At 63.9% G+C, this 23,894-nt stretch carries 28 protein-coding genes and 2 pseudogenes; 14 read left to right on the plus strand and 16 right to left on the minus strand.

The genetic code is table 11. The features are described 5' to 3' along the window. Positions 1–59: 59 nt before the first annotated feature. Entirely contained in the window at positions 60–1,601 is a 1,542-nt protein-coding gene (locus ACFYO1_RS03255) for a DUF4192 domain-containing protein (RefSeq protein WP_387226669.1), read from the minus strand. Between the two features lie 436 nt (positions 1,602–2,037). Between ACFYO1_RS03255 and ACFYO1_RS03260 the strand changes: the two genes are divergently transcribed. Together ACFYO1_RS03260 and ACFYO1_RS03265 are read left to right on the plus strand one after the other, a co-directional pair. Continuing rightward, a complete protein-coding gene (locus ACFYO1_RS03260) occupies positions 2,038–3,027 on the plus strand; it encodes an alpha/beta hydrolase (protein WP_387226671.1) in 990 nt (329 codons plus the stop codon). A gap of 165 nt (positions 3,028–3,192) precedes the next feature. Then, a complete protein-coding gene (locus ACFYO1_RS03265; RefSeq protein ID WP_387226673.1) occupies positions 3,193–3,651 on the plus strand; it encodes a hypothetical protein in 459 nt (152 codons plus the stop codon). Positions 3,652–3,725: 74 nt separating this feature from the next. Here the strand turns inward: ACFYO1_RS03265 and ACFYO1_RS03270 are convergent, their stop codons facing one another. The 3 genes from ACFYO1_RS03270 to ACFYO1_RS03280 form a co-directional block, all read right to left on the minus strand. Continuing rightward, positions 3,726–4,331: a hypothetical protein gene (locus ACFYO1_RS03270; RefSeq protein ID WP_387226675.1), complete on the minus strand. Its 606-nt coding sequence runs from the start codon at positions 4,329–4,331 to the stop codon at positions 3,726–3,728. 286 nt (positions 4,332–4,617) lie between these two features. Then, complete coding sequence (locus ACFYO1_RS03275) at positions 4,618–4,953, minus strand: hypothetical protein (RefSeq protein ID WP_387226676.1); 336 nt, start codon at positions 4,951–4,953, stop codon at positions 4,618–4,620. Further along, a complete protein-coding gene (locus tag ACFYO1_RS03280; RefSeq protein WP_387226678.1) occupies positions 4,940–5,314 on the minus strand; it encodes a hypothetical protein in 375 nt (124 codons plus the stop codon). Before ACFYO1_RS03280 ends, ACFYO1_RS03275 begins: the two co-directional genes overlap by 14 nt. Before the next feature lie 41 nt (positions 5,315–5,355). On the opposite strand from ACFYO1_RS03280, the gene ACFYO1_RS03285 reads away from it, so the two are divergent. The 3 genes from ACFYO1_RS03285 (at position 5,356) to ACFYO1_RS03295 (ending at position 6,595) form a co-directional block, all read left to right on the plus strand. Continuing rightward, a complete protein-coding gene (locus tag ACFYO1_RS03285) occupies positions 5,356–5,589 on the plus strand; it encodes a hypothetical protein (protein ID WP_387226680.1) in 234 nt (77 codons plus the stop codon). A 136-nt stretch (positions 5,590–5,725) separates the two neighbouring features. Next, positions 5,726–6,286 (plus strand): TetR/AcrR family transcriptional regulator, encoded by a 561-nt coding sequence (locus tag ACFYO1_RS03290; protein ID WP_387226681.1) that lies wholly within the window; start codon positions 5,726–5,728, stop codon positions 6,284–6,286. A gap of 117 nt (positions 6,287–6,403) precedes the next feature. Continuing rightward, complete coding sequence (locus ACFYO1_RS03295) at positions 6,404–6,595, plus strand: TetR-like C-terminal domain-containing protein (protein ID WP_387231662.1); 192 nt, start codon at positions 6,404–6,406, stop codon at positions 6,593–6,595. Here ACFYO1_RS03295 and ACFYO1_RS03300 read toward each other — a convergent pair. From ACFYO1_RS03300 to ACFYO1_RS03315, 4 genes and pseudogenes are all read right to left on the minus strand, one after another. After that, positions 6,592–6,726, minus strand: coding sequence for a hypothetical protein (locus ACFYO1_RS03300; RefSeq protein WP_387226683.1), 135 nt, complete (start codon positions 6,724–6,726; stop codon positions 6,592–6,594). The genes ACFYO1_RS03295 and ACFYO1_RS03300 overlap by 4 nt on opposite strands. Before the next feature lie 795 nt (positions 6,727–7,521). After that, entirely contained in the window at positions 7,522–8,034 is a 513-nt protein-coding gene (locus ACFYO1_RS03305) for a hypothetical protein (protein WP_387226685.1), read from the minus strand. Positions 8,035–8,389: 355 nt separating this feature from the next. After that, a pseudogene (locus ACFYO1_RS03310) lies at positions 8,390–8,971 on the minus strand (transposase). A 1,127-nt stretch (positions 8,972–10,098) separates the two neighbouring features. After that, positions 10,099–10,965 (minus strand): hypothetical protein, encoded by an 867-nt coding sequence (locus tag ACFYO1_RS03315; protein WP_387226687.1) that lies wholly within the window; start codon positions 10,963–10,965, stop codon positions 10,099–10,101. An 819-nt stretch (positions 10,966–11,784) separates the two neighbouring features. On the opposite strand from ACFYO1_RS03315, the gene ACFYO1_RS03320 reads away from it, so the two are divergent. Continuing rightward, positions 11,785–12,864, plus strand: a complete 1,080-nt coding sequence (locus tag ACFYO1_RS03320; protein WP_387226689.1) for a hypothetical protein — start codon at positions 11,785–11,787, stop codon at positions 12,862–12,864. A gap of 252 nt (positions 12,865–13,116) precedes the next feature. Here ACFYO1_RS03320 and ACFYO1_RS03325 read toward each other — a convergent pair whose 3' ends face one another. The 3 genes and pseudogenes from ACFYO1_RS03325 to ACFYO1_RS03335 all read right to left on the minus strand — a co-directional run. After that, positions 13,117–13,590: a DUF6283 family protein gene (locus tag ACFYO1_RS03325; RefSeq protein WP_387226691.1), complete on the minus strand. Its 474-nt coding sequence runs from the start codon at positions 13,588–13,590 to the stop codon at positions 13,117–13,119. A 96-nt stretch (positions 13,591–13,686) separates the two neighbouring features. Then, entirely contained in the window at positions 13,687–13,869 is a 183-nt protein-coding gene (locus tag ACFYO1_RS03330) for a hypothetical protein (protein WP_387226693.1), read from the minus strand. Positions 13,870–14,398: 529 nt separating this feature from the next. Next, positions 14,399–14,569, minus strand: a pseudogene (locus ACFYO1_RS03335) (tyrosine-type recombinase/integrase); the annotation flags it as partial. Positions 14,570–14,627: 58 nt separating this feature from the next. Here ACFYO1_RS03335 and ACFYO1_RS03340 point away from each other — a divergent pair. Both ACFYO1_RS03340 and ACFYO1_RS03345 read left to right on the plus strand, forming a co-directional pair. Continuing rightward, positions 14,628–14,780 carry a hypothetical protein gene (locus ACFYO1_RS03340; RefSeq protein WP_387226695.1) on the plus strand — a complete coding sequence of 51 codons (153 nt, stop codon included), beginning with the start codon at positions 14,628–14,630 and terminating at the stop codon, positions 14,778–14,780. A 158-nt stretch (positions 14,781–14,938) separates the two neighbouring features. Beyond that, complete coding sequence (locus tag ACFYO1_RS03345) at positions 14,939–15,097, plus strand: hypothetical protein (protein WP_387226697.1); 159 nt, start codon at positions 14,939–14,941, stop codon at positions 15,095–15,097. A gap of 876 nt (positions 15,098–15,973) precedes the next feature. On the opposite strand, the gene ACFYO1_RS03350 is transcribed toward ACFYO1_RS03345, so the two are convergent. The 3 genes from ACFYO1_RS03350 to ACFYO1_RS03360 form a co-directional block, all read right to left on the minus strand. Then, positions 15,974–16,987, minus strand: a complete 1,014-nt coding sequence (locus tag ACFYO1_RS03350) for a tetratricopeptide repeat protein (protein ID WP_387226699.1) — start codon at positions 16,985–16,987, stop codon at positions 15,974–15,976. Between the two features lie 580 nt (positions 16,988–17,567). After that, a complete protein-coding gene (locus ACFYO1_RS03355; RefSeq protein ID WP_387226701.1) occupies positions 17,568–17,942 on the minus strand; it encodes a cupin domain-containing protein in 375 nt (124 codons plus the stop codon). A gap of 41 nt (positions 17,943–17,983) precedes the next feature. After that, positions 17,984–18,358 (minus strand): cupin domain-containing protein, encoded by a 375-nt coding sequence (locus tag ACFYO1_RS03360; protein ID WP_387226702.1) that lies wholly within the window; start codon positions 18,356–18,358, stop codon positions 17,984–17,986. An 82-nt stretch (positions 18,359–18,440) separates the two neighbouring features. Between ACFYO1_RS03360 and ACFYO1_RS03365 the strand changes: the two genes are divergently transcribed. Continuing rightward, positions 18,441–18,887: a MarR family winged helix-turn-helix transcriptional regulator gene (locus ACFYO1_RS03365; RefSeq protein WP_387226704.1), complete on the plus strand. Its 447-nt coding sequence runs from the start codon at positions 18,441–18,443 to the stop codon at positions 18,885–18,887. A 162-nt stretch (positions 18,888–19,049) separates the two neighbouring features. Here ACFYO1_RS03365 and ACFYO1_RS03370 read toward each other — a convergent pair whose 3' ends face one another. Both ACFYO1_RS03370 and ACFYO1_RS03375 read right to left on the minus strand, forming a co-directional pair. Then, positions 19,050–19,316, minus strand: coding sequence for a hypothetical protein (locus ACFYO1_RS03370; protein WP_387226705.1), 267 nt, complete (start codon positions 19,314–19,316; stop codon positions 19,050–19,052). A 46-nt stretch (positions 19,317–19,362) separates the two neighbouring features. Next, positions 19,363–20,112, minus strand: coding sequence for an SDR family oxidoreductase (locus ACFYO1_RS03375; RefSeq protein WP_387226707.1), 750 nt, complete (start codon positions 20,110–20,112; stop codon positions 19,363–19,365). 141 nt (positions 20,113–20,253) lie between these two features. Between ACFYO1_RS03375 and sigJ the strand changes: the two genes are divergently transcribed. The 5 genes from sigJ (at position 20,254) to ACFYO1_RS03400 (ending at position 23,778) form a co-directional block, all read left to right on the plus strand. After that, complete coding sequence (gene sigJ, locus ACFYO1_RS03380) at positions 20,254–21,162, plus strand: RNA polymerase sigma factor SigJ (RefSeq protein WP_387226710.1); 909 nt, start codon at positions 20,254–20,256, stop codon at positions 21,160–21,162. 93 nt (positions 21,163–21,255) lie between these two features. Next, on the plus strand, positions 21,256–21,687 hold the full coding sequence (locus ACFYO1_RS03385; protein WP_387226711.1) for a hypothetical protein: 432 nt from the start codon (positions 21,256–21,258) through the stop codon (positions 21,685–21,687). Between the two features lie 245 nt (positions 21,688–21,932). Further along, positions 21,933–22,190 (plus strand): hypothetical protein, encoded by a 258-nt coding sequence (locus ACFYO1_RS03390; protein WP_387226713.1) that lies wholly within the window; start codon positions 21,933–21,935, stop codon positions 22,188–22,190. After that, complete coding sequence (locus ACFYO1_RS03395; protein ID WP_387226715.1) at positions 22,187–23,377, plus strand: JmjC domain-containing protein; 1,191 nt, start codon at positions 22,187–22,189, stop codon at positions 23,375–23,377. The genes ACFYO1_RS03390 and ACFYO1_RS03395 overlap by 4 nt, the downstream gene beginning before the upstream one ends. An 8-nt stretch (positions 23,378–23,385) precedes the next feature. Next, positions 23,386–23,778 (plus strand): hypothetical protein, encoded by a 393-nt coding sequence (locus ACFYO1_RS03400; RefSeq protein WP_387226717.1) that lies wholly within the window; start codon positions 23,386–23,388, stop codon positions 23,776–23,778. Positions 23,779–23,894: the final 116 nt, after the last annotated feature.

A 23,894-nucleotide genomic window follows, 5' to 3' on the forward strand; every position in this document is an offset into this window, starting at 1 on the left:
GCCATCTCAGGGTGAGCCCTGTCGATACGGCCGGCAGTCCTGCCGGAACTGCGCAGCGGTCAGTCGTGCAGGTCGATTCCGAGCTCTGCGGCGGTGTCGTAGCCGCTACGGGCCAGACTTCGGATCATTTCCGGGCGTACGCGCAGGGCGAGGGATTTTTCGAGCAATCGGGCCAAGGGGTGTTTGGTGTCGGCGGCGAGTGCCGCTTCGAGCGCGGCTTCCGTGAGTGGGCCGTTGCCGCGGGTGTAGGAGCTGAAGGCGAGCAAGGCGGTAGCTTCGGCGCGTTCGCGGCCCGAGCATGCCCGGGCCAGAGCGCTGAACAAGTTCTCCGCGGCCATGGCGTGGTCACCGACCGCGATCGCGAACATGGCGTCGCGGACCGCTCGATCACGGAGTGCGACAGCGAGTTCGGCGAGCTCCGAGGCCGCCAGCGGGTAGCCGTCTTCGATGTTGTCGAGCTGCCACAGCACATATTCCAAGATCTGCCGACTGTAGGTAAGGGGATCACCGCGCCGCACCGCACGGCTGTACCGCTCGCGGGCGAGAACAAGGGCACTGTCCATGAGCGGGGCCACTTTTCGCTGAAGCTCGACATCCTCGGCCACCAGAGCTGTCAACTCGGCACGAGAACCGAGAAAGGGCCGGCCATCGAGCACGTGCGCCAGTGCCAGCGCAGAGGTTGCCGTATCAGGCAGCGTCCCATGCTGTTCTGCACCGAGAAGGCTGCACCAGGACTGCTTCGGTTCGATGGCTCGAACCATCCACGCGCCGGCCAGCGGAATGCCCCGATCGATGAGCAGCCGGTCCAAGTCGTCGATCAGCGAGGTTGATCCTCGCGTTCGGCACGTGTCGCCGACGCTGCCGAGTTTCGGCGCTGTCTGGGCGACTCGGTCATCGACTACGACCGCCAGTACCCCGGCGAGGTCGCTGGGTGGCGATATCTGCGTGATGCAGGAGACCACGGTTTCCGCTCTCAAAGGGATGCGGCCGTTGTCCTGATCGAGATCCAATCGCACCACTGCATCAACGAGCACGCCCTCGGTGCGGTGCGGTACCGCCCGCAAGAGGAGCAGGACGAGTGAACGGTGCGGGGGAAACCCGATCATGGCCGGAATCCCGATGATCAATTCCCCCGGTTCCTGCACGCGCACAACATGTTTCGCGGTCCGTTTCGCGGGATCGGGGTAATGTTTCGCCGGCCCCGGAGCCGCGTTCACGGACCCCGCAGCCGATGGTTGATGTAGCGCGGTGACCGCGGTGAGCGCAGCGGTGTAGTTCTTGCCCCGGGAACCGCCGCCCAACAACCGCCTACGGATGCGCCTGGCCCACTGCCGGTCGTTCTCGCCGATCGCGACGTAGATGCTCGGGTGAGGTCGTACACCCTCAGGAACAACCAGGTCGCCGAAACTGCCGTGAACTCTGACGCGCTCAGAGCATTCCGGGCGGCTACCCGTCTCGACCTCGAAAATCAGGAGGTGGCGACCAGGTCCAGCAAGGGTGACGGTGGAGTCATCCTCAGCATGCGGCGCGGACCAGCCAGGGCCCAGCAGTTCATGCTGGACGAGCCGGGTGACACGGGCCAAAAGATCGAGCTGGTCCATGACGACGATGTCCTTTCGACGTGACCGATGAGGTTGGTTGTTGACGACGGAACTCCAAGCGACCGCGAATGCGACCGGCGAACGAACCGGTACTCGCGGCTGGTCTGTGTCACGAGCGGTAGGAGCGGAGTGCTGAGCGCAGGTTGGATGCGGAACCTTCACGAGGACCGTCCGGTGAGGGCAATTGGCCGCAAAGGTGGCGCCACAGCGAGCGTCGATGCGGGCACCGCGAGCGCTGCTACGCTGGTGAGCGGGAGAATCAGGTCGACGGCTCGATCAGGAGCCAGTCATGCGCACCTCGCCCTCCCCGCGCCCACAAAGCCGTACCGATGTTCAACGGTCGGAACTGAAACATCAACGGGAACAGCGCACTTCAACACGACCCGCGAAAGCCCGCACCGCAAGCCGGCGACGTCTGCGTCGACGGGATCATCTGGTGGGGGCGGCGCTGCTGGTGGTGGCGGCGACCGTAGGCGCGCTCAACGGCTCAGCAGACGCCGACGCCGACGCCGGTAGGGAGTGCCGGACGGTGTCGTTTTCTGTGGCAGGCGGAACCATCGCGGGTTCACTGTGCCTGCCCATCGGCGAAGCCAAGGCGGTTATGGTGCTTACCTCGGGCTCCGCGGCGAACAGTGTCTACTGGGACTTCCCGTACAAACCCGAGGTCTACTCGTTCGCCCGGGCCATGAACACCGCTGGCTATGCGACGCTGGCTTTGGACCGCCCCGGCAACGGGCAGTCCTCGACACCACCGTTCTGGACGGTCACCGCCTCCACCGACGCCGCAGGAGTCCACACCGCGGTACAAGCACTCCGCCACGGGCTGGCCGGCATTGACCCGTTCGAAACGGTTGTCCTCGGCGGCAACGCCCTCGGGTCCGGAGTCAGCGTGCTCGAAGCAGCCACCTACCACGATGTCGACGCCGTACTCCTCACCGGCTACTCGCACGCGATCGATCCACTGGTCGCGCTCGACTCGGTGAAAACATTTCGCCACGCCCCCGACGATCCCGCGTTCCAGGGATCCGAACCCGGCTGGCTGACAATGGCATTCGACACCCCCGAGGCGGCCCGTAACTATTTCGGCCCGCATGACGACCCCGCCGTTATCGAGACCTCCGAGCAGACCAAGGACCGGTTCTCCCTGACCGAATGGCCCGATGGGCTTGTCGCCACCCTGCCCGGAGCCACCTCGCACATCAGCGTGCCTGTTCTGCTGGCGGCGGGCAGCCAGGATCGGCTGGGCTGCGGTGCGATATGCCGCGACGCAGCCACTCTCTACGCCGCCGAAGCCCCGTTCTACAGCCCCGCCGCCCAACTGCGCACCTACGTCCTCGAAGACGGCGGAGACATGATCAATCTGTCCCGAGGTGCACCCGAATACCAGGAGGCCGTGCGGGATTGGATGGACTCCGCCACCAACTGAACAGCACAGCGGAACTCGCTCTTGTCCGGTGCACTGACCAGGAGGGGACGGCCGATCGGTCGGTACGCTGGTAGCTGGGAGAATCAGGTGGATGGGTCGATGAGGAGTTCTGCCATGTCGAATCCAGGATCGAGGCCATCATCGCGTCCGCCTCGTCACGCAGAGGTGACCGAACGCCTGAAACGAAACCAAGAACGGGTGGAACACCGCCGGGCTCTCGCGCGACAGCGCGACAAGGCCATCACCGCGGCGGTGAAGCGATACGTCGCAGCCTGGGTCGCCATCGATGAGTGCGAGAGCAAACGCGACCGCGACCTCGAGACCTACCGCCAGCAGATGCAGCAGCTGAAAACCCGCGCAGACGAGGAACTTGCCGGATACCGCGCCGAGCAAGCAGCGGCCGCCGCCGCCCTCCGCGAAGAGGGTCAAAGCGACGACGACGTCGCCGAGTTCCTCGAAATCACACGACGGCAAGCGCGACAACTGATCTCCGCTGCCCGGACTATCACCCCCGAAAGTGTGCCCCTCGATGGGCCGATCACACCCAACCTGAAGCCTCTTCCGGCGGTACCCGTTAAGCCGGCGGTCGAGTCAAGCGGTCGAGCTGAACCGACGACGGGGTAATTGGCGATCTCTGACCGCTGAGACCAAGACTTTGCTTGCTGTTCCGGAGGTTTGTTACCCGGCAGACAGGTAGCTCACGCGTTGACGTAACCTCCGGCGTTCCACACGTACCAGCGAAAATGCTCGGGCAGGAGGGCTTGCTGAGCGGGGATGTTCGGAGCCGGGGACACGGGCCAAAATGCCACACCGCATCGATGGCAGTACAAGCCTGAACTCCATACCCGATAGGCAGCACGACGTCCACGGATGATTCTGCTGTTGAAGCGATTTCGGCCGATCACGAGGCAGAAGACAAGGATCGCGGGCATAGCCAACATGCCGAGCACGAAGGCAGCGGCAAAGAGCGTGGGAGCGAGGCCGACGGGGTCCGGCTGTTGGATGCCCAGCGCCAGTATTGGTGTGGCGAGGAGATCTGGGAGCAGTAGCACCAGTCCGATAGCGACGAGTCGTCCCACGGGGCGCAGCGCGGGCTCAGGAGACAGGCTTTGGGCCAATGCCGTCGTCTGTGTGCGTTCGACGGTTGTCGTCCCCACGATCGGGACCAGTCCGGCGGACGTGACGCCTACGCCACTGGTGAAGTTCGTGCCGTAACTGGTCGATACCCCCTCGGCGTGCGCCGCTGGAACCCTTTGGACGCCATGATCACGTCCGCAACGGGGGCAGTCCATATCCATCTCCATACGAGCACCCCTATCCCGAGCAGCGGACTGGCTTGGATCATGTGTGACGGTGGCGGATTCCGAGAGGGCGAGCGATGACTCTTGGTGATATCGAACACCTTCGACCGGTGCCTGTCGAGGGGCTGTGCGCGTCGTTTCATCAGAATATTTGGACACGGCGACTCCTTGCTCGACGGGATTCGGTGATCTGTCTGAGCGGGTTGACAACGGATGCGCACGGATGCCAGGAGGAGCATCTAGCGGCGAATTGCGGCCGGGTGCCGACTGGTTGCCAGTGCGTCGTGCCTTAATACGGCTCGTCGTCGGCCAGGTGAAGGGTGCCGCCGTACCCATGCCGGCAGTCGGCGACTGACTCGGCCAGGTAGTGAATCCTTTGGGCAACCACATCGATTGGGTCTGCAACCTGCCAGGCGTCTCCTTGGGCTCGAATGCCATTGATGCCGGGCAGTGCGAGCAAACTCAGTGCCGCGGTGAGTTCCTCGTGCGTAGGTGGTGGATCGAGGTCACGGCGCAGGACCCGGAGAAGGTCGGCAGTCGCGAAAGTCCCAGACTCGGATTCGTCATCGATGGCGGCGACGACGATGGAAAGGACGTCACCCGGTCGTTCCTCAGGTGTACTCATCGGCGCTCACTCCGGGTCCGATCGTGCATACGCAGGACCGCTGGACGTTTTCGTCTACGTGGGTGAGCCGGTGGCCGAGGTCGGGCCGAACGGTTTCTGTGTACGTGCCACTGACGCCACCCCGGCGGGTTACGAGGTAGGCGACAATTCGGCTGTCGTCGGCCGGAGGACGGCAGACAGCATGGATCGTGCCGGTGAGATGGAGCGCGTCGGGGTGGCTGGGTTCGGCGCCGCGGCCGTGACCGTCGTCCCACCAGCTCACCCGGTCACCTGATATGAACACACATTGTTCGCTCATGTGTTCGATAATGACACGATAGGCGCAGGTTGGCGCCGATCGGTCGGCCTGAATCTGTCGCATACTGGTTGGTCTATTGATGTGCGGCGACGAAGGGCGTGCTGATGTTGACCGAGGCAGACGCCACGGGAGGGTGGACGTTTCACATGCACCCGACCCAGGGCGCCATGCTCACCCGGCGCATGTACCGGCGTCAGCTCACCGTTTGGGAGGACGGAAATCTGTACGAGTTCGTCGTGGACAACCCGACATCCACGTTGAAATGGGGGCGGCGCGGCTCTGCCGCGGCGGCCAAGGCGGCGGCGGAGAAGGCCGCCAAGCCAACGCCAACCACGTAAAACCTGGCGTGCCAATCATGGTGGACACACCATGGCAGGTGAGGGTGAGCCATATGTCGAGATTTACACTGCTTTTACCGGTTCGGGGGTCGCGAACTGCATCAACTCGGTCCCTGGAGAGCGCCAGAATGGCACTATGACCGCTCGCGACTTGCGCCGTGACGCGCTGCATAACCAGCAAGAACTACTCCGCGCCGCCACTAGAGCGTTTCACCGGGACGGGCTAAGCATCCCGATGGCGTCGATCGCCGCCGAGGCCGGTGTCGGGATCGGCACCCTCTACCGGCACTTCCCCACCCGTGACGAGCTACTGAGCCATCTGATGCACCGCTCGTTCGAGCAGGTGCTCGTTAATCTCCAAGTTGCCGAATGTGAAGGGCGCAATGCCGCCGAGCGCCTCGAACTTTTCATCCACTCTGTCATCGACCAGCGAAGCGACCTCGTCCTGCCCCTGCGCGCCGGACCACCGGTCACCAACACCGAGACTGCCGACCTGCGCAACCGGATCCACGAGGGGGTGCAACGCATCATCGACGAGGGGATCGCCGACATGACGCTGCGACCGGACACCACGCACGACGACATCGTCGCCTTCGGCGCGCTCGTCACGCAGCCTCGTCCGGCCGATCCCGACTGGATCTCCATCTGCCGCCGCCTGGTCACGATCTATCTGCGCGGAATCCGCCTGGTCCCCTAAGTCGCTTTGTTTGCTTGTCGTCGGGCTTGGACCCGTTGTGATGATTGGTACGCCTGCACTGCGGATATTCGCCTGTCCGCCCGCTAACCGCCTTCGGGTCTAGACCATGCATAGGTTCTGGCCGCGTTTGGTCTCCCGTTCGCCGAGCCCTACCGAATCGACGCGATCCGCCTCCTGCACGGCACCTTCTACGGCTACGTCACCCTTGAAAATACCGGCCGCTACGACACCAACCCGCGCAACGTCGAGGCATCCTGGCGCAGCACCCTCGACGCCGTCCTGAAGAACTGGCCGACAGCCTCTCGCTAGGACGAGTGCAGGTGCCGCCAGAACTGGCCGAGGGCGGTAGAATCCTTCTGGATCAGCGACCGGAAGCGCTCGACGAATCGCTGTTCGGCTTCGATCAATTCGGGGCGGTAGTGGTATTCGATGAGGAACATTTGGTCGACGTGGGGTACCGAGGCGACTACCGCGCGCAATTATTCGGCCTGGTCGGCGAAGGGCGGGACGGCGCTGTCCGACTAGGGCGGGAATCTCCTTGGGGGACAAGACCACGAGGACCGACAGTGCGGCCGCGAACTGGCGGTACTCCTTAGCGGGTGCCGAGATCATCTCGCGCATCGGTTCGCGCGATCGGGTCCGACGGTTTCGGTAGCTGATATGCCGTGCGTTCGGCGGCGTTGACCGCTACGTTCCGTGTGCAGCGCCTCGAAGTAGCTGGCTCTGGTGAGCTGTTTAACGACCATGTAGAGCGCGGCGTGCTTTAGTCGATGCTGCGTCCGGCCGGGCGAGTGGTCCAGCGGGTCTCGCCGAGCAGTCATGAGACCCTCCTTGAACGTCGTACGCGGTGCGCGACTATATGGTATCGACGCGGGCGCCGAACGCGGGCCGGCTGGGCCGGCGTCCGCGCTTGGTCTTACCGCCGGGCTTGTACAACGACAGCGGTACCGCCGCAATGAGACTGAGCAATGCCCCGCCGAAACCATATCTCCACGTTGGCTGCCGCGCCGAGCTGCACGATGGTCCCACCGGTCGCGGCCGATGCCCGGCCTGCGCGGCCGCCTGTTCGAGCGCGTCGTGGGGAATCCGAACGCCACGAACTGGATGCTCACGGCGATGAAGAGTTCGATGGCGAGCGACCCAGTAGTACCGGATCTACCCCCCGGCTCGTGGCTATGCCGAGGGCGAGTCCGGTGATGATGGTGGCGAAATTCGCCCGCGGTAACAGCGTGCGGTCAAAGGTCACCAGCAATTCGTAAGCGACCCTGCTGGTTTCGATGTCGCGGGTCGTCATCGACCTCAACAGGACGGTCAGGGTGACGCCGACCCAGCAGACAGAAGCGATCACATGCGCCGCGACCAGGGTCTTGCGCGTTTCGGTCGCAACTGCCCGGCCGCCAGCGCCGGATCGAGACGACCAGCCAGGTGGCGAACATCGTGACCACGTCGTCGACGGCAAACGCTTGCAGCACCGCCACGGTGATCAATAGCCACCCGCCGGTGAGTATTGCCGTCCGAGGCGTGACCGGGTCGCACGATGAGCAGTATTGCGAGACCGCCGCTGGCCCGCGGTGAGCAGCCCACCACGCCGGTACGCGCTCCGCCGCGAGTGCTGCGAGGAGAGCGGCGGATGGAATGCGGCGACGATTGCGAGGATCATGAAGCCGAACAGCATGTTTCGCGTATTTCGCGACGGTATTGTGGTGGGCGGGCGGGTTCGGCAGGGTACGGCTCTGGAGATACTCCATCCAGCATCACCCTGATTCGTCGCCCAAATCACCTGCGGCGCGACAGGACTTCGCGAAAAGGCGGCGTGGCCGGAGTGCTGGATGTCGCCGACGGCACTGATCAGCCAGACGGCGAGGGTGACCGGCGACTGCTGAGTGGTGTCCTATGACAGTCTGCCTCCCACTCGGGCTAGGAGTGGGAGGCAGTGGTTGCCCCGACCGCCCTCGATAGTGGCAAGGAGCTCGGCAAGCATAATCAATAAAAGTCTGCGAGCTAGTCGATAACCCCCCATTGTTGGGAATGATTGGTCTCGTCGTGGCCAAGTCCCTGGGCGTGGTGTAGCTGGGGTGACCATCGCATGATCCGAATTGTGGGTCAGGCGGTTAGTTCTGTGTATGGGGTGTCCTCCTGTTCGTCGGTGGGCGTGAGCCCGCGTGAGCGGGCCAGGACTTCGAGGCCGAGATAGCGGCGGCCTTCGATCCATTCGTCGTGATGTTCGGCCAAGGCCGTGCCGACGAGGCGGATGATCGTGTCGCGGTCGGGGAAGATACCGACGATGTCGGGGCGGCGGCGGATTCTTGTTCAGCCTTTCCTGGGGATTGTCGCTCCAGATCGGTTTGGGAACGTGGTGAGTGGCAACAGATTCGCGCGAGTGGTGTCGAGGTCATCGGCGTGTTTGGGCAGGTTCTCGGTGAGTGTGTCGAGCACCCGGTCGTATTGAGCAGCAAACGATTCCGGGTCCGCTTGATCGACAGTGAATGGAGCAGGCTGCGGACCCAGGGCCAAGATGCCTTCGGGGCAGACGCTCATCAGGTTGACCGTGTAATGGGTGCGGCAGCACTGCCAGGCGGCGCCGGGTAGGGTCGCGCCGATGGCGGCCACGCTTATTCCCGTGGCATCGAACTGAGGACCACTTACGGGGCCAAGGGTGTCGACACCACTCGCTGCGGGACCCACGCACTACGAGGCGATCGATGCATTCCCCTAAATGGGCGGTGCCAGTCATGGGAGGTACCCTCGGGTCGAGGGTTGCTTCGCCTGGCCAGGATAGGTCTCTCTGCTTCCCAGGACTGGGACGAGCATCGAAGCATATTGCGCGACAATGCAATACGCTTGCCGTCGAGATCGCGGCAGCAGCCGTTGGATCCCCGGAGGGTTGCCACGATCTCGAAGGATCCGATCGGCCTCCCCAGTTGCGGTCGATCGGATGTTCACGGTGGAGTCGCAGACGCTCACGACAGCGCGAATTCTGCACCCCAAGGGTGGTCGATGTGTCCTGCAAGGACGCAAGGCGTCGCAATATCGGCCGCCGTGTCGTGGCTGTCCCACCTTGGGGCTTTTTGTGCCCAAGGTGGGACGTGGTGTCCAGTAGCGGCGGTGCACCGCGACGGTTCCACCGTGACGAGGCCTGCAGATCGTGGCCGACCGGCCGCCTGTTCACGAAATGAGGAAGTCCCGATGAAGATCCCCGTCCGCGCCGGTCTTGCTTGGTCGGTCACCGCTGTCGCCCGATTCGCGGCAGCATGTGCGATCGCATTGCTGCCAATTGCCTGCACCGCCGCGGCCCACGCTGAACCAGTCACTGCGACATCCGCCGAAAACACAGGACTACCAGGCGAAGTTGAAGTGACCAATGGCCAATATGTTCATCCGCACTGGAACCGGCCACGCTATCCGAGCCCTCCGGGATACGGCGGTTGGGGTAGATGGCGGGGGATGCCGCCCACCGGGAGCGGATCCGGCAGCGGGTATTGATCGACAGAGCTTGAGCTGATCTTCGCCGACTCGTCCGCCTCCCCCTGTCGGGACTACAGTAATTGAGCCATGTTTCGCGATGTGGAGAATTGCTCGAACAGAGGTATTCGATTACCCGATCGGTCGTATTGCTGCACGACCGCCAGCCGGGAGGCGTTGTCGTGGCGTCGGCAAAACTACATGCCGGCACTTCCATAGAAGTTGCCGATGACCGGGGCCTTTGCGATGAACGTGCTCGGCGGCCTTCCACGCTGCTGATCTGCTGGGGAATTCCGGCAAGTACGAGAGCATCTCCAGGGTCGAGCCCGGATTAGCCTCGGCCGGGATTCTCAACCTTCGCCGAGGAGGTCATCCCACTCGGCAGCGTATTCTCTGCCGTAAATATCGGCGAGAGTGAACGTCCTACCATCGACTCCGTTCGTTACCTTCGCGGTTCCATAGATATAGCCGATTTCCCAGCGGGCTTCTTCGCGAGCGATCTTCTTCGAAATGTAGTCTTCGTAGATGGCATTCACGGAGGCGTCATCAGTCGAAATGCCGATATCAGGCCCTCCTTTGGCGAGTATTCTGCGGCGGCAGTTTCGTGCCGCGATATCTGCGTCACCTTCGGACCGGAAGCTTTCGAAGATCTTTTCTACAACCCATTCATTTTTCGTCATACCGTCAAATGGCACTTCTTTTGGATGATATCCGGAGGGGTGTGCGTGGTTGACTTCGTGTGCGAGCACTCTAATGGTCATCAGTGGATCGCGGCGATGCCTAGCATCGATCTCGATGACGCCGTCTTTATGTCGGGTCCAACTGCCCTTCCCGCTTTCTGGGCCGTACCGAATCTCCCAGCCGTTTTCTCTTAGTTCGACGATCTGCCGCGCCAGTATATGATCATAACTACGCACGAGGTAGTCAACTTTTGCACCCAAGTCTTCGATTAGGTCTATTCCATAGGGCGGGTAGATGGCTCCAGGTTTGGTGGCAATACCTAGATGCTGGTATTCGTCAGACCTATGATGAGTTGCGCCGGACGCCTGTTCGGTGTCGATTTTCACCGAATTGTCGATGCTCGTCGCGCGACCGACAGAATTCTTGGTCTCTGCTGCAAAGGTGTGCGTCTCGTCGTGTAAAATATCGACCCGACGGACAGCGCTTACCGCGCGGTAAACGACATCCCGCATTGTTCGGATGATGCCACCACTCAATCGGCAACTCCTTTGCTGGGCTGTGCGCGGTCGGCCAGACTCGGATGGCTCGCATACCCGATTCGAGCTAGATGTGACCGAATTTCATGGCATGGGTACTGTCTGAGGCAGCCACTACAAGATCGACTGTATGCCCTAATCGCCGTGCCTGGGACGTTCGCTCCCAATGACGGGAAGATGTAACCCTTGCGCAATAGCTCTACCCCTCCGCCAGGGGATCTACATGGGTCGAGAGCGTCATAATTCGTCGTGCGTACGGCCTAGTGCTCTATCGCGATCGAAGGGATACACGAAATCTCCGAGGTCGATCAAGATGTCCCATGCCTCCGGGTTTGCTGTCTGAGCAAACCGTCTTGTCGGCGGACATGGGAGACCTGGGCTTGCATTGGACGAATTGTCGCGGTGGGAGCGTAGGGCCGCAGGTAATAGTGGCGTAGCCGGGGCGGATCCCGTCCACTGTCTCTCTATCGCAATGCCTTAGGTAGCTGGTCGGCGATAGCCCTAGGCGCCGCCGGATGCAGGGTGGCCATCGAATGCTGGAGATTCGGTGTCGACGTGCCCTCGCGTCGGAAGGAATCTGTGTTGTTCGATGCGCCCATTGCCGATGCCTCGTCGTCGGCCGCTTTTACCGTAGTCCATCCACCGCGTGAGCCCGGCCAACTACCGCTTCTGGCCTCATGCGCGATCTCTACGGAGGAAAGCGGTCCAGTCGTGAGTCTTGCTGCCACTGAGACCTGGGCTCCCGGCCCCTCTGCGCTCGCGTCCTCCGCTAGAAGGGCAGCCGAGCGTGCCATGCAGCGTGTTGTGAGCGTAGACAGGATGCTCGGTGGAGACGAACGGATCGTTTCTCCGAGCTGTCTGCTGATCGACACCGGAGCAAAACAGCCGATTCCCTTTGCATGCGCACAGTTCGATCGAGAGCGTCACTTCCTGCACGTTCGCGGATTTCGCGCACCGACCGATCCCGTCAAGCCTCGACGAATCACCGTGCTTACGGGCAGTTGCCTCTTCAGTAATCAAACCCACTGGTTCATCAACGACACCGGGCAACGGGTAGAGATGCTCGGAACCCGTGAGATCCGTCAGGATCATCCGATAGTTATCGTCGGTGCCGATGACGATCTGTCTGTATATGAACTCGAGTCGGCGGGACGGCTATGCAGAGTTGTCGCAGACATCGTCGCAGCGGTTGGAAACGATATCATCGCCGATATCATCATTGATGTTCCACACGTGCAGTACTACTGCTCTCTGCTCGACGCATTCACCGACGGGATGATCGACTCCACCCTGGTGCTTGAGTGGTTCGACCTAGTGGATCGGAGATCTCGCAAGGTGGTTGAGTTCTATGCAGAATTGCTGACTCACGTATTATCCGATGTCGGTGTCGAATTCACGCTCACGTACTCCGATCCGCTGGCTGCACTTGCGGGCCCCATGCGTGATGCAGTGGCCGCGCAGGTCGCTCCCGGTGCGGATTCGCTGTCCGCTATCTTACTCGATTCGGGTGATCCGATGTGGCGTCGACTGCTTACGACACACTCTCCGAAAACTGCCTCCGCTTTGGCCAGAGCAAGCTACGTGGTCAACCAGTTGCAATCTAGCTGCGGAACTCGCAGCTCCACACCAGACCTGGTGCTGCAAATCGAAAACTACGGTGAGTGGCGAATTCTGAACGAAACACATCAGCTCCTCACCACTCTGAACCAAGCCGGCAAAGGTTTCGAACACCCGCCCATACTGGGCATTTACCCAATGGAACGGCTGCTGGCCGTCGATGAGCTCGGACAATGGCGCAATCTCTTCTATCACGATCCCGGTCATCACGCCACCGACCTGATCGGAAATCGAATAGACCTTCGCGCCCACATCGAAGAGATCTACCGCTCACCTACTTAGATGCGCCATCACGGTCACTCCTATGGTAGGTAACCTTCGCTCCCGAAGGGGGTTGGACCCTGAGTTCGAACCGTGATGGTCATGCCACTCGAGGCCATCAGTTCGACATGGATCACGCGGTGTCCGCTGGGCCGCACGACAGCAACGGGATCGTGGAGCAAGGGGGGTTTTACACCGGCTGAAGCACTCGCCGGTAGTGGAGTGACTCCGCCGACCTGACCACCCGATGCGGAAGTCTGTCGCTGGTCCACCTCAACTGAGGTCGGATCGGTGCCGACCGATCTTGGCGATCGCGCGAACCGCCTCCGGGCTCGGCCGGTGAATGTCGGACTGCCCGTGATCGGCCGCTTCAGAGCCGGAGCCGAACAGCGGAACCGGTGACCGATAGTCGATCGCTGCTTGGAACGTGGCGCCACTGATGCGGCGCTGCACCAGAGCAAACCGCAAGCCCAGCAGGTTGTCGCCGTGGCACCCGACCCATCCGGCACAGAGCCGCCGCAGCTCGCTGTCGGCGTCGGTCTGATGGCACTGGAACAAACCAGGTGGCTGGTCGACCATGTCGCGGTCGTAGGCACGCAACTTCTCGTACTCCTGCGCGTCCCACACCGCGCTGGGCACATCGCGCCGATAGGGGCATGACTCGCACGGACGTGGCGCGGGCGCCAGCAACTCATCATTGGCCGCAGCATCATCGACGGCGTCGGGAACCTCGGAGAACCCGGACACGACCACTACTATGCACCCCACCGCACAACACGATCAAACTCGAATCCCGACTGAGGGTCGCTGATCATGTGTTCTGCTCCTTAGTACGATGGTCGCCTACCTTGTCGGTGGGGTGGAGGCATCGGTGAACGGTGCGAAGTAGTTGTTTTCGGGCCAGCCATCCACGTCCGCGATCCGGCCGTTGCGCCCCCACGTGTAACCGCCGTTATCGCTGACCAAGTTGACATCCTCGGGGATATCCCGATACGAAGCGAACTTTCGCGACTGCACATCATTCATACGGTCCATCATTGTCATCCTCGGGGCCGGAGTGGGCGGACTTCAGGGAAACTACCCGATCGGTGGGGCTGCGTGCGGGCCGAATTCGGGCCGCGGCGCCTTGGAGCTGGCTGGTCGTCCGAGTCGCTGATCACGACCCCACCTCCCGAGGACCAGGCCCGGACAAGGGCACCCCGCCGGTCAGGAGAGATGCGCCTGCCGGGTCGGAGCCGGCCTGGCCACCAGCTCGGATTCCTATCACCCACGCGCACGTCGCTGCGCGTGGCACACATAGATTCGACGTACCCCAGGGTTTCCCCCATGGTTCGGATGGGAGACGCTGGGAGATGTTGGGTCACGTCAGGACGTGCCAGAGTGCCATTCTCCCAGTTGACAGGACGTTTTGAGAACGGTTGAGATGTCCCGCGAGCCCTCGAACCCCTGTGTGGGGGTCAGGGGTTCGAGTCCCCTTAGCTCCACTTAAATCCCAGCTTAGGCTGGGATTTTTGCTTTCCGGACCGTCGTCGCGACGGCCGAACTTCCAACTAATTCACAGCACCTGACCACGGGCCATGTAGTGCCGCTGCGTCATGGCGAGGTCTGCATGGCCGAGCATGTCTGCCGTCACCCGCGCCGACAGTCCGGCGTCATCCAGAATCGTCGCCACCGCGCCCCGGAAGCTGTGCGCCGTCACGTCATCGAGAATGGTGAGCGCATCGCGAAACCGCTGAGACGAGCGTGAAATGGATATGAGATGGACGATTCATACCGTCGCTCGCATGAAGAATTCGATTATCGGCCGCCTGTTGGTGTCGGCCGCTGCTGTCGCAACCCTCGCCGGAGCCGCGGGCACCGCCCACGCGGATGACCTCTGGTTCTACGTCGGGACTATCCGGGAGGGGGCTCGCCGGCAGACGTTATGTGCCGACTGACAGGCGTTGCAGCGGAGTGCTTTCCCCACGAACCCACCTACGCGGTACCGGGGGAGAAGCCCAGGACGTGCCTCGCGTTCCCGACTCTGACGCTCGCCCGATCGGGCCCCGCAGTCTCCGGCTGGACGTGCCAGGCAAGGGTTGGCTCGGCCAGCGCTGTGAAATGGGAGCTGGGACACTCGGAGCAGGTCGGCCTGTTCCGTTGCTCTGCCTCCGGCACCGCCGCGGCTCCCGGCGTCGTCTGCCTGCGATACGACGGCAGTGGCAACGGTTTCGAGGTCTCTCGCACCGCGTATCAGCTCCGCGACGGTGCGTGAGCGATGTGGTATCACAGGAGAAATTCGATCATCGGCCGCTTCGTTGTGTCGGGCGCCGCTGTCGTCGCAACCCTTACGGGAGCCGCGGGCACCGCGCACGCGGAAGACCTTTGGGTTTATATCGGTAACTACGACAGTGGAAGCGGGACGGCAGATGTTGTCTGCCGCATGGCAGCCACCGCGGTGCAGTGCTTTCCCGTCGAGCCCACCTATACGATGCCCGGCGGGCAGCCGTCGACATGCTCGGGGTACCGGCCCGCGCTGACGCTCGCGGGATCGGGACCCGCAACCGCGAGGTGGACGTGTGCGGGAAATATCGGCTCCCCAATGCCGTCCGCTGGGAGCCGGGGCGTTCGGAGCAGTTCGGGCGTCTTCGTTGCGCGGTCTTCGGGCCTGCCGAGGCACCCGGGGTGTCTTGCACACGATACGACGGTAGTGGAGCTGGATTCGATGTCAGCCGCACCTCGTACCAACTCCGAGATGGTGGGTGACCTCCCATACGACATCCGATCATCGCCGACTCGTGCCGGCGGCCGCGGCGCTCACCACCATGGCCAGGCACCGCCCCACTCCGAATAATGGCCCGTACCGACGCTTGCGAAGACGATTGTCCTCCCTCGGAGCGTCCGGCCGACTGCCAATCATATTGTGCTGAAGGCGATTCGGCCTTGCGCCAGTAGGTTGCGCGGGTACCGTGTACTTGCAGTCGCAAGCGGGGCGGGAGCCGGGGAGGAGGTCGATCTGGCGATATCCACAAGGTCGCCTATCTGGGCATCCCGCAAGCCGGAGGTTCTGGCTTCTGGCTTCACGGTGCCGCCGGATCCAGGAAGATCCGAAGATCTACTCCGGTATGCTCCGTCGACGCGGCGCCCGCGCTCAGCGCGGCAGCGGGAAGTACAACGCGCCGTTGTCATTTCGAGCTTGGATACCGATTTGGGCCAAGACGTCGATGGCCGCGGCCACATGCCCTATCGCGGGGACGACCAAGGCATCGCCGTCGGCGTCCTGGCAGCTGTTTCTGGTGTCGCAGTTCGCATTCCACAGTGCGGTGATGATGTCGGCCAAGCCTTGGTCGACGCAGGATTCGCGGCCGTTGGCCCGGACGTGACGTTGCGGGTGCCCGACGGCGACCAGGCCGCCGTTGGTCTGCTCGCATTGCGCGCACAGCGGATACGGCCCGAGGACCACCATCCCGTCCAGCTCCAGCTGGCTCAGGCAGAGATCGCGGTTGTGCACGGCCGAGGTCAACCGCTCCTGATCGACTCGGGGTAGCTGGAACAGCTGGATGGCCTCGTCGTATGCGCGGAGCCCGTCCGTCTGCCGGTCCGCGCAAAACAGGTAGACGCCGAGTTGATGCAAGGCCAAACCCAGCGCCTGCTCCTGCCCGGATCGGCGTGCGGCCAGCCGCCGGCTGAACTGGACGACCAGCTCCGCGTCGGTGACTGCTTCCCGCATCCGGCCGAGTTCGTGCAGATTCGATGCGCGGACCTTCAGCGCGGCCAGCAGCGCCGGGCCGAAGGTGGCCGGGGCGGTGGGCAACATCCGCCGGCACAGCGCCACTGACTCGTCGACGGCGGCCAACGCGTGCTCCCACCGCTCCCGGCGTTCCAGCACCATGGCCTGCACGGTCAGCGACCAGGCCAGCTCGCGCCCGTACCGAACCGGCCGGGTCACCGTGCGGGGACGGCAGATACGTACCGACTCCTCGACCGCGGCCAACGCGTCCTCCAGCCGTCCCTGCGCGATCAGGGCCCGGGCCCGATGTCGCAACGCATTCGCGAGATTGCGCTGCTGTCCCGGCAGCACCCTGGGGAAACGCCGCAACACCGCGACCGCGATCTCGACCGTCTCGAGATCCTGCATGTACTTCTGGCCGATCCGAGTGCCCATGTTCCTCCCGCCGGTGAACGCCATTGTCTCGATCAAGTCGAGCCGCGGCCACCCACCAGTTCGAGGGGGTTGAGAAGGATCCGCTGTCGGGCGCGGTGTCCGTGCTGATGTGGGAGGTGGTATCGAACCGCATGACTTTCCGGCGTCGTCGTAGCGGGCCAGCCGAGATCGCCGTGGGTGGCGAAGTCGATCCAGGTCTGGTGCATCGCGTGGATGAGAGCCGAGGGGCCGCTTCGCCGATGAGGTCGCGGCACGACGGTGTGGTGTCGAAGACGAAGGGGACGCTGAGGGCGTGTGCGGCACCGTAAACTGTCGATTGCCAATTGAATTCGTAAACGCAGGTGGAACCTGCGCGGAGATGATCCGCGATTGACGCGCGCTGACCCGAGCTCGCGAAGTGCTCCCCGCGCGCGGGACTGATCCGGAAGGTCCGATGAACGGAACCGCTTGGTTCTACATGCTCCCCGCGCGGGACGCGGGATGATCGGACGGCACGGGCCGCGTGGTTTGATGCGTTCGTTCTTGTAGACCGTGGCCGTGCCTCGCGCAGTTCGCACGAGCGTTAGTAGGTGAGCCGGGGTCACCGCGCCCAGGGTGCGGTGACCGGCGGCTGACCGGGGATCAGTCCCTGTCCGCCGACGGGCAGCACCACGATCGCCTCGAACGGTTCGGGGTTCGGGTTGGCCATGGCGAACTGCTGGTACGCGGGAACGATCAGGGCGTCTCCCGCTGCGACGGTGAGGGTTTCGTCCCCCATGGTGACGATCATCGATCCCGAGAGCGCGATGAAGATCTCCTCGCGGTCCAGGGCGTGCGGCGGGGCGTCGACGCCGGGTTTGATGCTGAGCCGCCAGGCGCAGTTCTCGGTGGAACCGCGGCTGGGGGCCGCCAGGCCGATGAAGTCGGCGTGGGCGTTCTCGAATCGCGGTGCCTGGTCGGCGGTGATGAGTGGCATGGGTTTCTCCTGTGTGGCGTGAATGGGGTTGTGGGCGTGGACTACTGAGCCCAGGGCGGGCTGACGCGATCGCCGCCGGGGGCTTGGGCATAGGCGCCTACCGGCAGCACCGCCACCGCCTCGAACGGCTCGTCGCCCGGGACGCTCAGGTGAAAGACGGTGTGCGCGGGGATGATCAGGGCGTCTCCGGCGCACAGCTCGCTGGTCTCGCCGTCGATGATCACCTGCGCCCGCCCGGACAGCGCGATGAAGATCTCCTCACGCGATACCGCGTGGGCGTGTCCGGGATTGCCTGCTTCGAGGGTGAATCGCCACACGCTGTTCTCCTTGGAACCCCGGCTGGGAGCGGCCAATCCGATGGCGGTCATGCGGGGTGCCCGGAAGGTGGGTGCGTCGGCGGATTTGATGAGTGGCATGCTCTACTCCTGATGTTCAACCAAGGTGTTCAACTGTGGTGTACAACTAGAGTTGAACATATTGGACTGAAGGGAGTCAAGTATGGATTTCGGCGTACTGCTCGGCCAGGCGTACCAGGGGTTCGTGCAGGAGTTGCACGCACACCTGGCCGGGCACGGACATCAGGTGCTGGGCGCGTCATACGGGTACGTGCTGCGGACACTCGCGGACACCGCGCTCACTGCGAGCCAATTGGGTGAGCACCTGGGGATTACCGCGCAGGGTGCGGCCAAGGTGGTGGATGAGATGGTCCGTCAGGGCTATATCGAGCGCCGCGCCGACCCGAATGACAAGCGGGCCAAACTGCTGCAGCTGTCCGAGCGTGGGCGCGACATGCTCGACACCGTCCGGACCTTCCATGCGGACTACGAGCGGAAATTGACCGCGCGTGTGGGCGCGGATCAGATTGCCGCCGTGCGGGCGGTGCTAGGTGAGATCGTCGACGCCGCAACCGATTCCACCACCGCACGCGCCTTCCGGCCGTTGTGAGCCGAACGGTCTCATCCCACCCGTCGCCGTATTCGAAAGACGAGCAGTTGCGGCATCTCAGGCCGAAGTCGCAGGTTCCACACCAGTCGACTCCGGCCGAGGCTATGGAAGCCGCCATAGAAACATCGCTGGCCGAGCCCAATGATGCACGCTCATAACGGATTACGGGGCGGATGGCGGCTGCCGGCCCTGACCGCCGAGCGAGAGCAGTAACAGTGCCAGCGAGATCGCCACTCCGACAGCAAGAATCATGAGCAGAAGGTTCGCGTTCGCGGGGGAGGCGTGCGTCGCGAGATGCGCACGGTAGCGCAGGTGAATCACGAGATGCGCGACCGACCACACCGCGTACGAGGCGAGTCCGCTGCGCACGGCCAGCGGACTCGCGACCACGGCGGACGCCGCGAGGGGAATGGCGAGTGCCAGATTCATGGCCCCGTAGTCGAGCCCCCGCGCGCCACCCGGTGTCGTGTGCCCGTCACCGCGACACTCGCTCTCGCAGGAATTCCTCGAAGGTGACTGTGCCCCGGGCATTGTCGGGGACGAGATTCCACCCCTCCGCATAGGCGCGCACGGCCTTGCCTGGCAAGCGTGGCGAGAGAATCGGCCGTCGGCGACGCACCACCGAGTGGTGGATCTCCGCGAGCTCGCGGATGCTGTGGATCCGAGGTCCGCCCAGATCCGGTGCGCGGCCGACGGGTGGGTGGACGGCCAGCCCAGCCAGGCAGTCCGCGACCGTCCCGATGTCGACCGGCTGGAATCGGAAACCGTTGGGAGCCAGTGTGACCGGCAGCCATCGCTGAACATCGAATATCGTGGCGAGCAGATCGTGGAACTGGGTGGTGCGTAGGTTCGTCCACGGCAGTCCGCTACCCGAGATCACTTCCTCCGCTGCGAGTTTGGCGCGGTAGTAGGGCAACGGGATCCGGTCCACACCGACGATCGAGATATTCACCAGATGCGGCGCCCCTCCGGTACGGATGATCGCATCCACGAGCCGCCGCGCCGCCACCACGTCATCGCGGCCGTAGGTGGTGGCGCAGTGCACGACCACATTCACCCCCTCGACGGCGTCCTCGAGCCCGGCCCCCGTGCGCAGATCCCCGACCGCACGCCCCGCTCCGGGCTTGCGGCTCAGCACCCGGGTCTCGCGCTCCCGGTCCTCCAGCCGTTCGACCACCGCCCGGCCCAGTTTCCCGGTGCCACCGGTAACCAGCACTGTGCTCATTTTGACCTCACTTCCTGCGGACGATATGCGTTCATCGGTTCAGAACCGGGCACAGCGCCGGAATGTGACAGGTCGTTGCGACTGTTGGGCACCTCACAGTGCCTCTAGGGCGGCGGCCTCCTTCGAATAATCTCGCAAACAATGGATTCGCCGGAAACCCCCGACCGCGCGTCGGTCTTCGAAGAGCATCGGCCGCGCCTGTTCGGTCTGGCCTATCGCCTGCTGGGCTCCGCGATGGACGCGCAGGACGCGGTGCAGAGCGCCTACCTGCGCTGGCACGACGCCGACTGGGTGGAGACACCCGGTGCATGGCTGTCCAAGGTGGTCACGAATCTCTGCCTCAACCAGCTCACCTCCGCGCGGGCTCGCCGCGATACCTATCCGGGCCCGTGGCTGCCCGAACCGGTGTTCACCGAGACCGGTGTGCTCGGCCCGCTGGAGACGGTGGAACAGCGCGAGTCCGTGTCGATGGCATTCCTTGTGCTGCTGGAGCGGCTCACCCCGACCGAACGTGCCGTTTTCGTCCTGCGTGCGGCGTTCGGTCACTCGCATGCCGAGATCGCCGACATTCTCGATATCGACGCCGCGCACTCACGCCAGCTGTATCACCGCGCCCAGGCCCATCTGGCGAGCCGGCGAAAGCGCTTCGCCGCCGACGACTCCCGGCACCGTCGGATAGTCACGGAGTTCTTGGACGCCGCCACCTCGGGCAATGCGGCGAAGCTGCACCTCCTGCTGGCCGACGACGTGACGGCCTGGACCGACGGTGGCGGCGCGACCGCGGCCCGCCGTCCGATCCTCGGCCGCGAGCGTGTCGTGCGCTATCTGATCGGTGTGGGCCGCCGCCCCGAGTCCTCGCGTATCACCTTCGCCACCGCAATGGTCAACGGCGAGCTCTCGGTGCTCGCCTTCGACGGCGACCGCCTCTCCGCCGTCGTCACCATCGAGCTCACGGACTCCCGAATCGGGACCGTACGCATGATCGTGGCGGAGGCGAAACTGGCTTTCGCTGCTGCGGCGCAAGTCCCGGACATCCCCACTTCGGCCTGACGGTAGAAGACGACACCGCTGCTGTGCGTAATATCGGAGGTCACGACAACGTGAGCGGGGGTAGTCACTGTGCGCCAGCCATTTTCGGATGACGTGCCATTCGGTGGCGGGGGAGCCGGCAAGCCGAATGCGCCGGGCGACGGCCTTCCGGTCGAGCGTCCGGCGCCTGCCGGTCTACCGGAGTGGTCGACGATGGTCGGGGCGCTGGCCCCGATGGTCGCGATCTACGGCAAGGCCCTGCTGGAGTCCATTGCCGCGCACACCGCTGACGGTGTTGCTCAGCTGCCGAGGCGGTTTCGCGAACGTCGTATGCCGCGTGGCGCTCGGGTCGCGGGCGGTGGTCTCTCCGCGCTCGTGGATGTCGAGGACGACCAGGGAGTGGCCGCGATCCTGGTGACCGAGGACCTGCCCGACGACGCGCGATTGGCGCTGCTGGATCTCGATCCCACCGAACCCGCTGTGCGCGGGAAGATTCTTATGTGGAACAACGAACTTCGGCGGTGGGAACCCACGACCGAGGTCTAGATGTCGGCGTACCTCGCCGATTGCGTTGCCGCACAGCCCAACTGGACGTGAACGGCAGGGAAGTCGCGTTCTGCTTGCGCGACTGGGTCAATCAGTTGGGTGGCCGGGGGTTCGCGGAGCATGCGGCAGAGGGCTGGGACGGCACCCGTTCGCCGGCGGGCGGTCCGGTCAACGGACCGGTGGATATGCGCGGCCGGTTCAGGGCGGGAGGATCGTCAATCGAGCACAGACGCAAGGAGTTACACGTGATCGACAATCCTGACGTCCCGCCCGCTGTCTATGCCGAGGCCGGGGATTCGCAAACAGTCGAGGTGGGGGAGCCCGGCACCATCGGACCGTTGACGGTCGCGGTTGACGAGGGGCTGCTCAGCTTCACCGCGAAGCTCGAACCGCTCTCGCGTTGGTCCAACAATCCGCTGGACCGGTGGTCGGCGGGCAACAACGAGTCCGTTCCATCGTCGGACAGCAGGCTGGACCCGCTAGAGCGCTGGGGCGACCGGTGAACAACCCGCGCACGCTCGGACTCGCCGACTGGTTCGCCCCGTACTCGCTTGCGGAGTTCGGGCGTTCCGTACTCAGTCAGCGCCCCTTCGAAGGGCCGCCGCGACCGAAGCTGGTCGAGCAGGTTCGAAATACGTTGGGAATCCACTCGATCGAGGACGTTTTCGCCAAACCGGGCGTCACCGTCGACGCTTGGTTTCACGATCTCGAAGGCAGACTCAGCTCTGGGCCTGTCGAGGCCGCGTCCGCGGGCCGCTTCTACGCGGCGGGCATGACCCTGCTGTACCGGGCGATTCCCGAGTTCACCGCGTTCGTCAGCGAGGCCGCCGAAGCGTTCCGGCTGGCGCCGGGCGCCGTCAAATGTCAGCTGTTCTGCAGCCGCGCGGGCGGCAGCACCAGGGCGCACTTCGACGCGATCGATGTGATCACGATTCAGCTCACCGGCCGCAAGACCTGGCGCATCGCGCCCAACACCTTCGCGCCTGCGCCGCTTGATGGTTGGACGACATTGGAATCGGTATCGCCACCGCTACGCAACTACGCCTCGGCCTTGCCGCCGGCGGAGATACCCGAGGGCGTCACTGAGCATGTGCTGGAACCCGGTTCGGTACTGCACATCCCGCGCGGGTACTGGCACGAAACCAGTTCCGCCCAGGACTCGATCTCCCTGCATCTGGCACTGCTGACCCCGCTGCGTGTCGAATTCCTGTTGTCCGCCTTGAAGAGTGAGCTGCTGCGCGACGAGCACTGGCGCGGGGCGATGTACGATTTCGCGGACGCCGCCGATGCCGCAACGGGTCTGGCTGCCGATCTCGCCGGTATGGGCGATGCGCTGGACCGGCTCGACCCACGCGATCTCATGCGCTCTCCGCTGACCGATCGTCCGGTGGAACCGGCGACCGCGTTCGTCCGAGCCGGACAATGCGGCTTCGGCGTCGACGCGGTCGATGCGTCCGGTGCCCGGGTCACCGTGACCGCCTACGGTCTTCGCGAAACGCATTCGGCGCGCACCCGGGTCAGTCGCGATCTGCTGCCTGCTCTGCGCTGGGTCGCCGCCCTGCCGACCGGCACTCCGCTCGACACCACCGACGTCCTGCGCGCTTGCCCCACCCTCAGCAAGGTTGCCGCACAACAACTTCTGGCAACGCTGGAACAGGCACGGCTCGTACGCCGCACAGCGGACAGCTGAGGCCGCGAATGGCGACCACGCCCGTCGTCCTGAGCGTGCTGGCGCTGTCCTGGCTCGGATTCTTCGTGCACAATGTCGCGGATCTGCCGGGTCAGACGATACTCAGTCCCGAATCCGCCTATCCCACAGCTGTTTACCTCGCCCTGGCGGCCAGTTGGTGCGTACGCGGGTTCAGGCGAGGCGCGGCGTGGTTGCTTCTCGGCTGGGGAGCGGCACATCTACTCGGCGGCGCAGTGGTGAGTGTGCTGCCACTGTCGATCCTGCCCTTCGACCCAGAACAGACGCTGTACCACTACACCTTTCACATAATCTACGGCGTCACACAGATACCGCTACTGGTTGTCATCGCGTGGTACTTGCGCCGACCGCGAGGCCCGGACGGCGCACCGCTGCCGAAGTGACTCGGGTCGGTCGGCGGTCCACGCCCAGAACTCCTCGGCGATTCAGCGGAACTGCCCCGCCGGGGAGTCATGGAGACCGTATCTACGGGAGGCCGAGGGACTTTCGGCCAATGGCG

This window comes from Nocardia sp. NPDC006044, assembly GCF_042871115.1.
In the GTDB taxonomy this organism is placed as follows: domain Bacteria; phylum Actinomycetota; class Actinomycetes; order Mycobacteriales; family Mycobacteriaceae; genus Nocardia.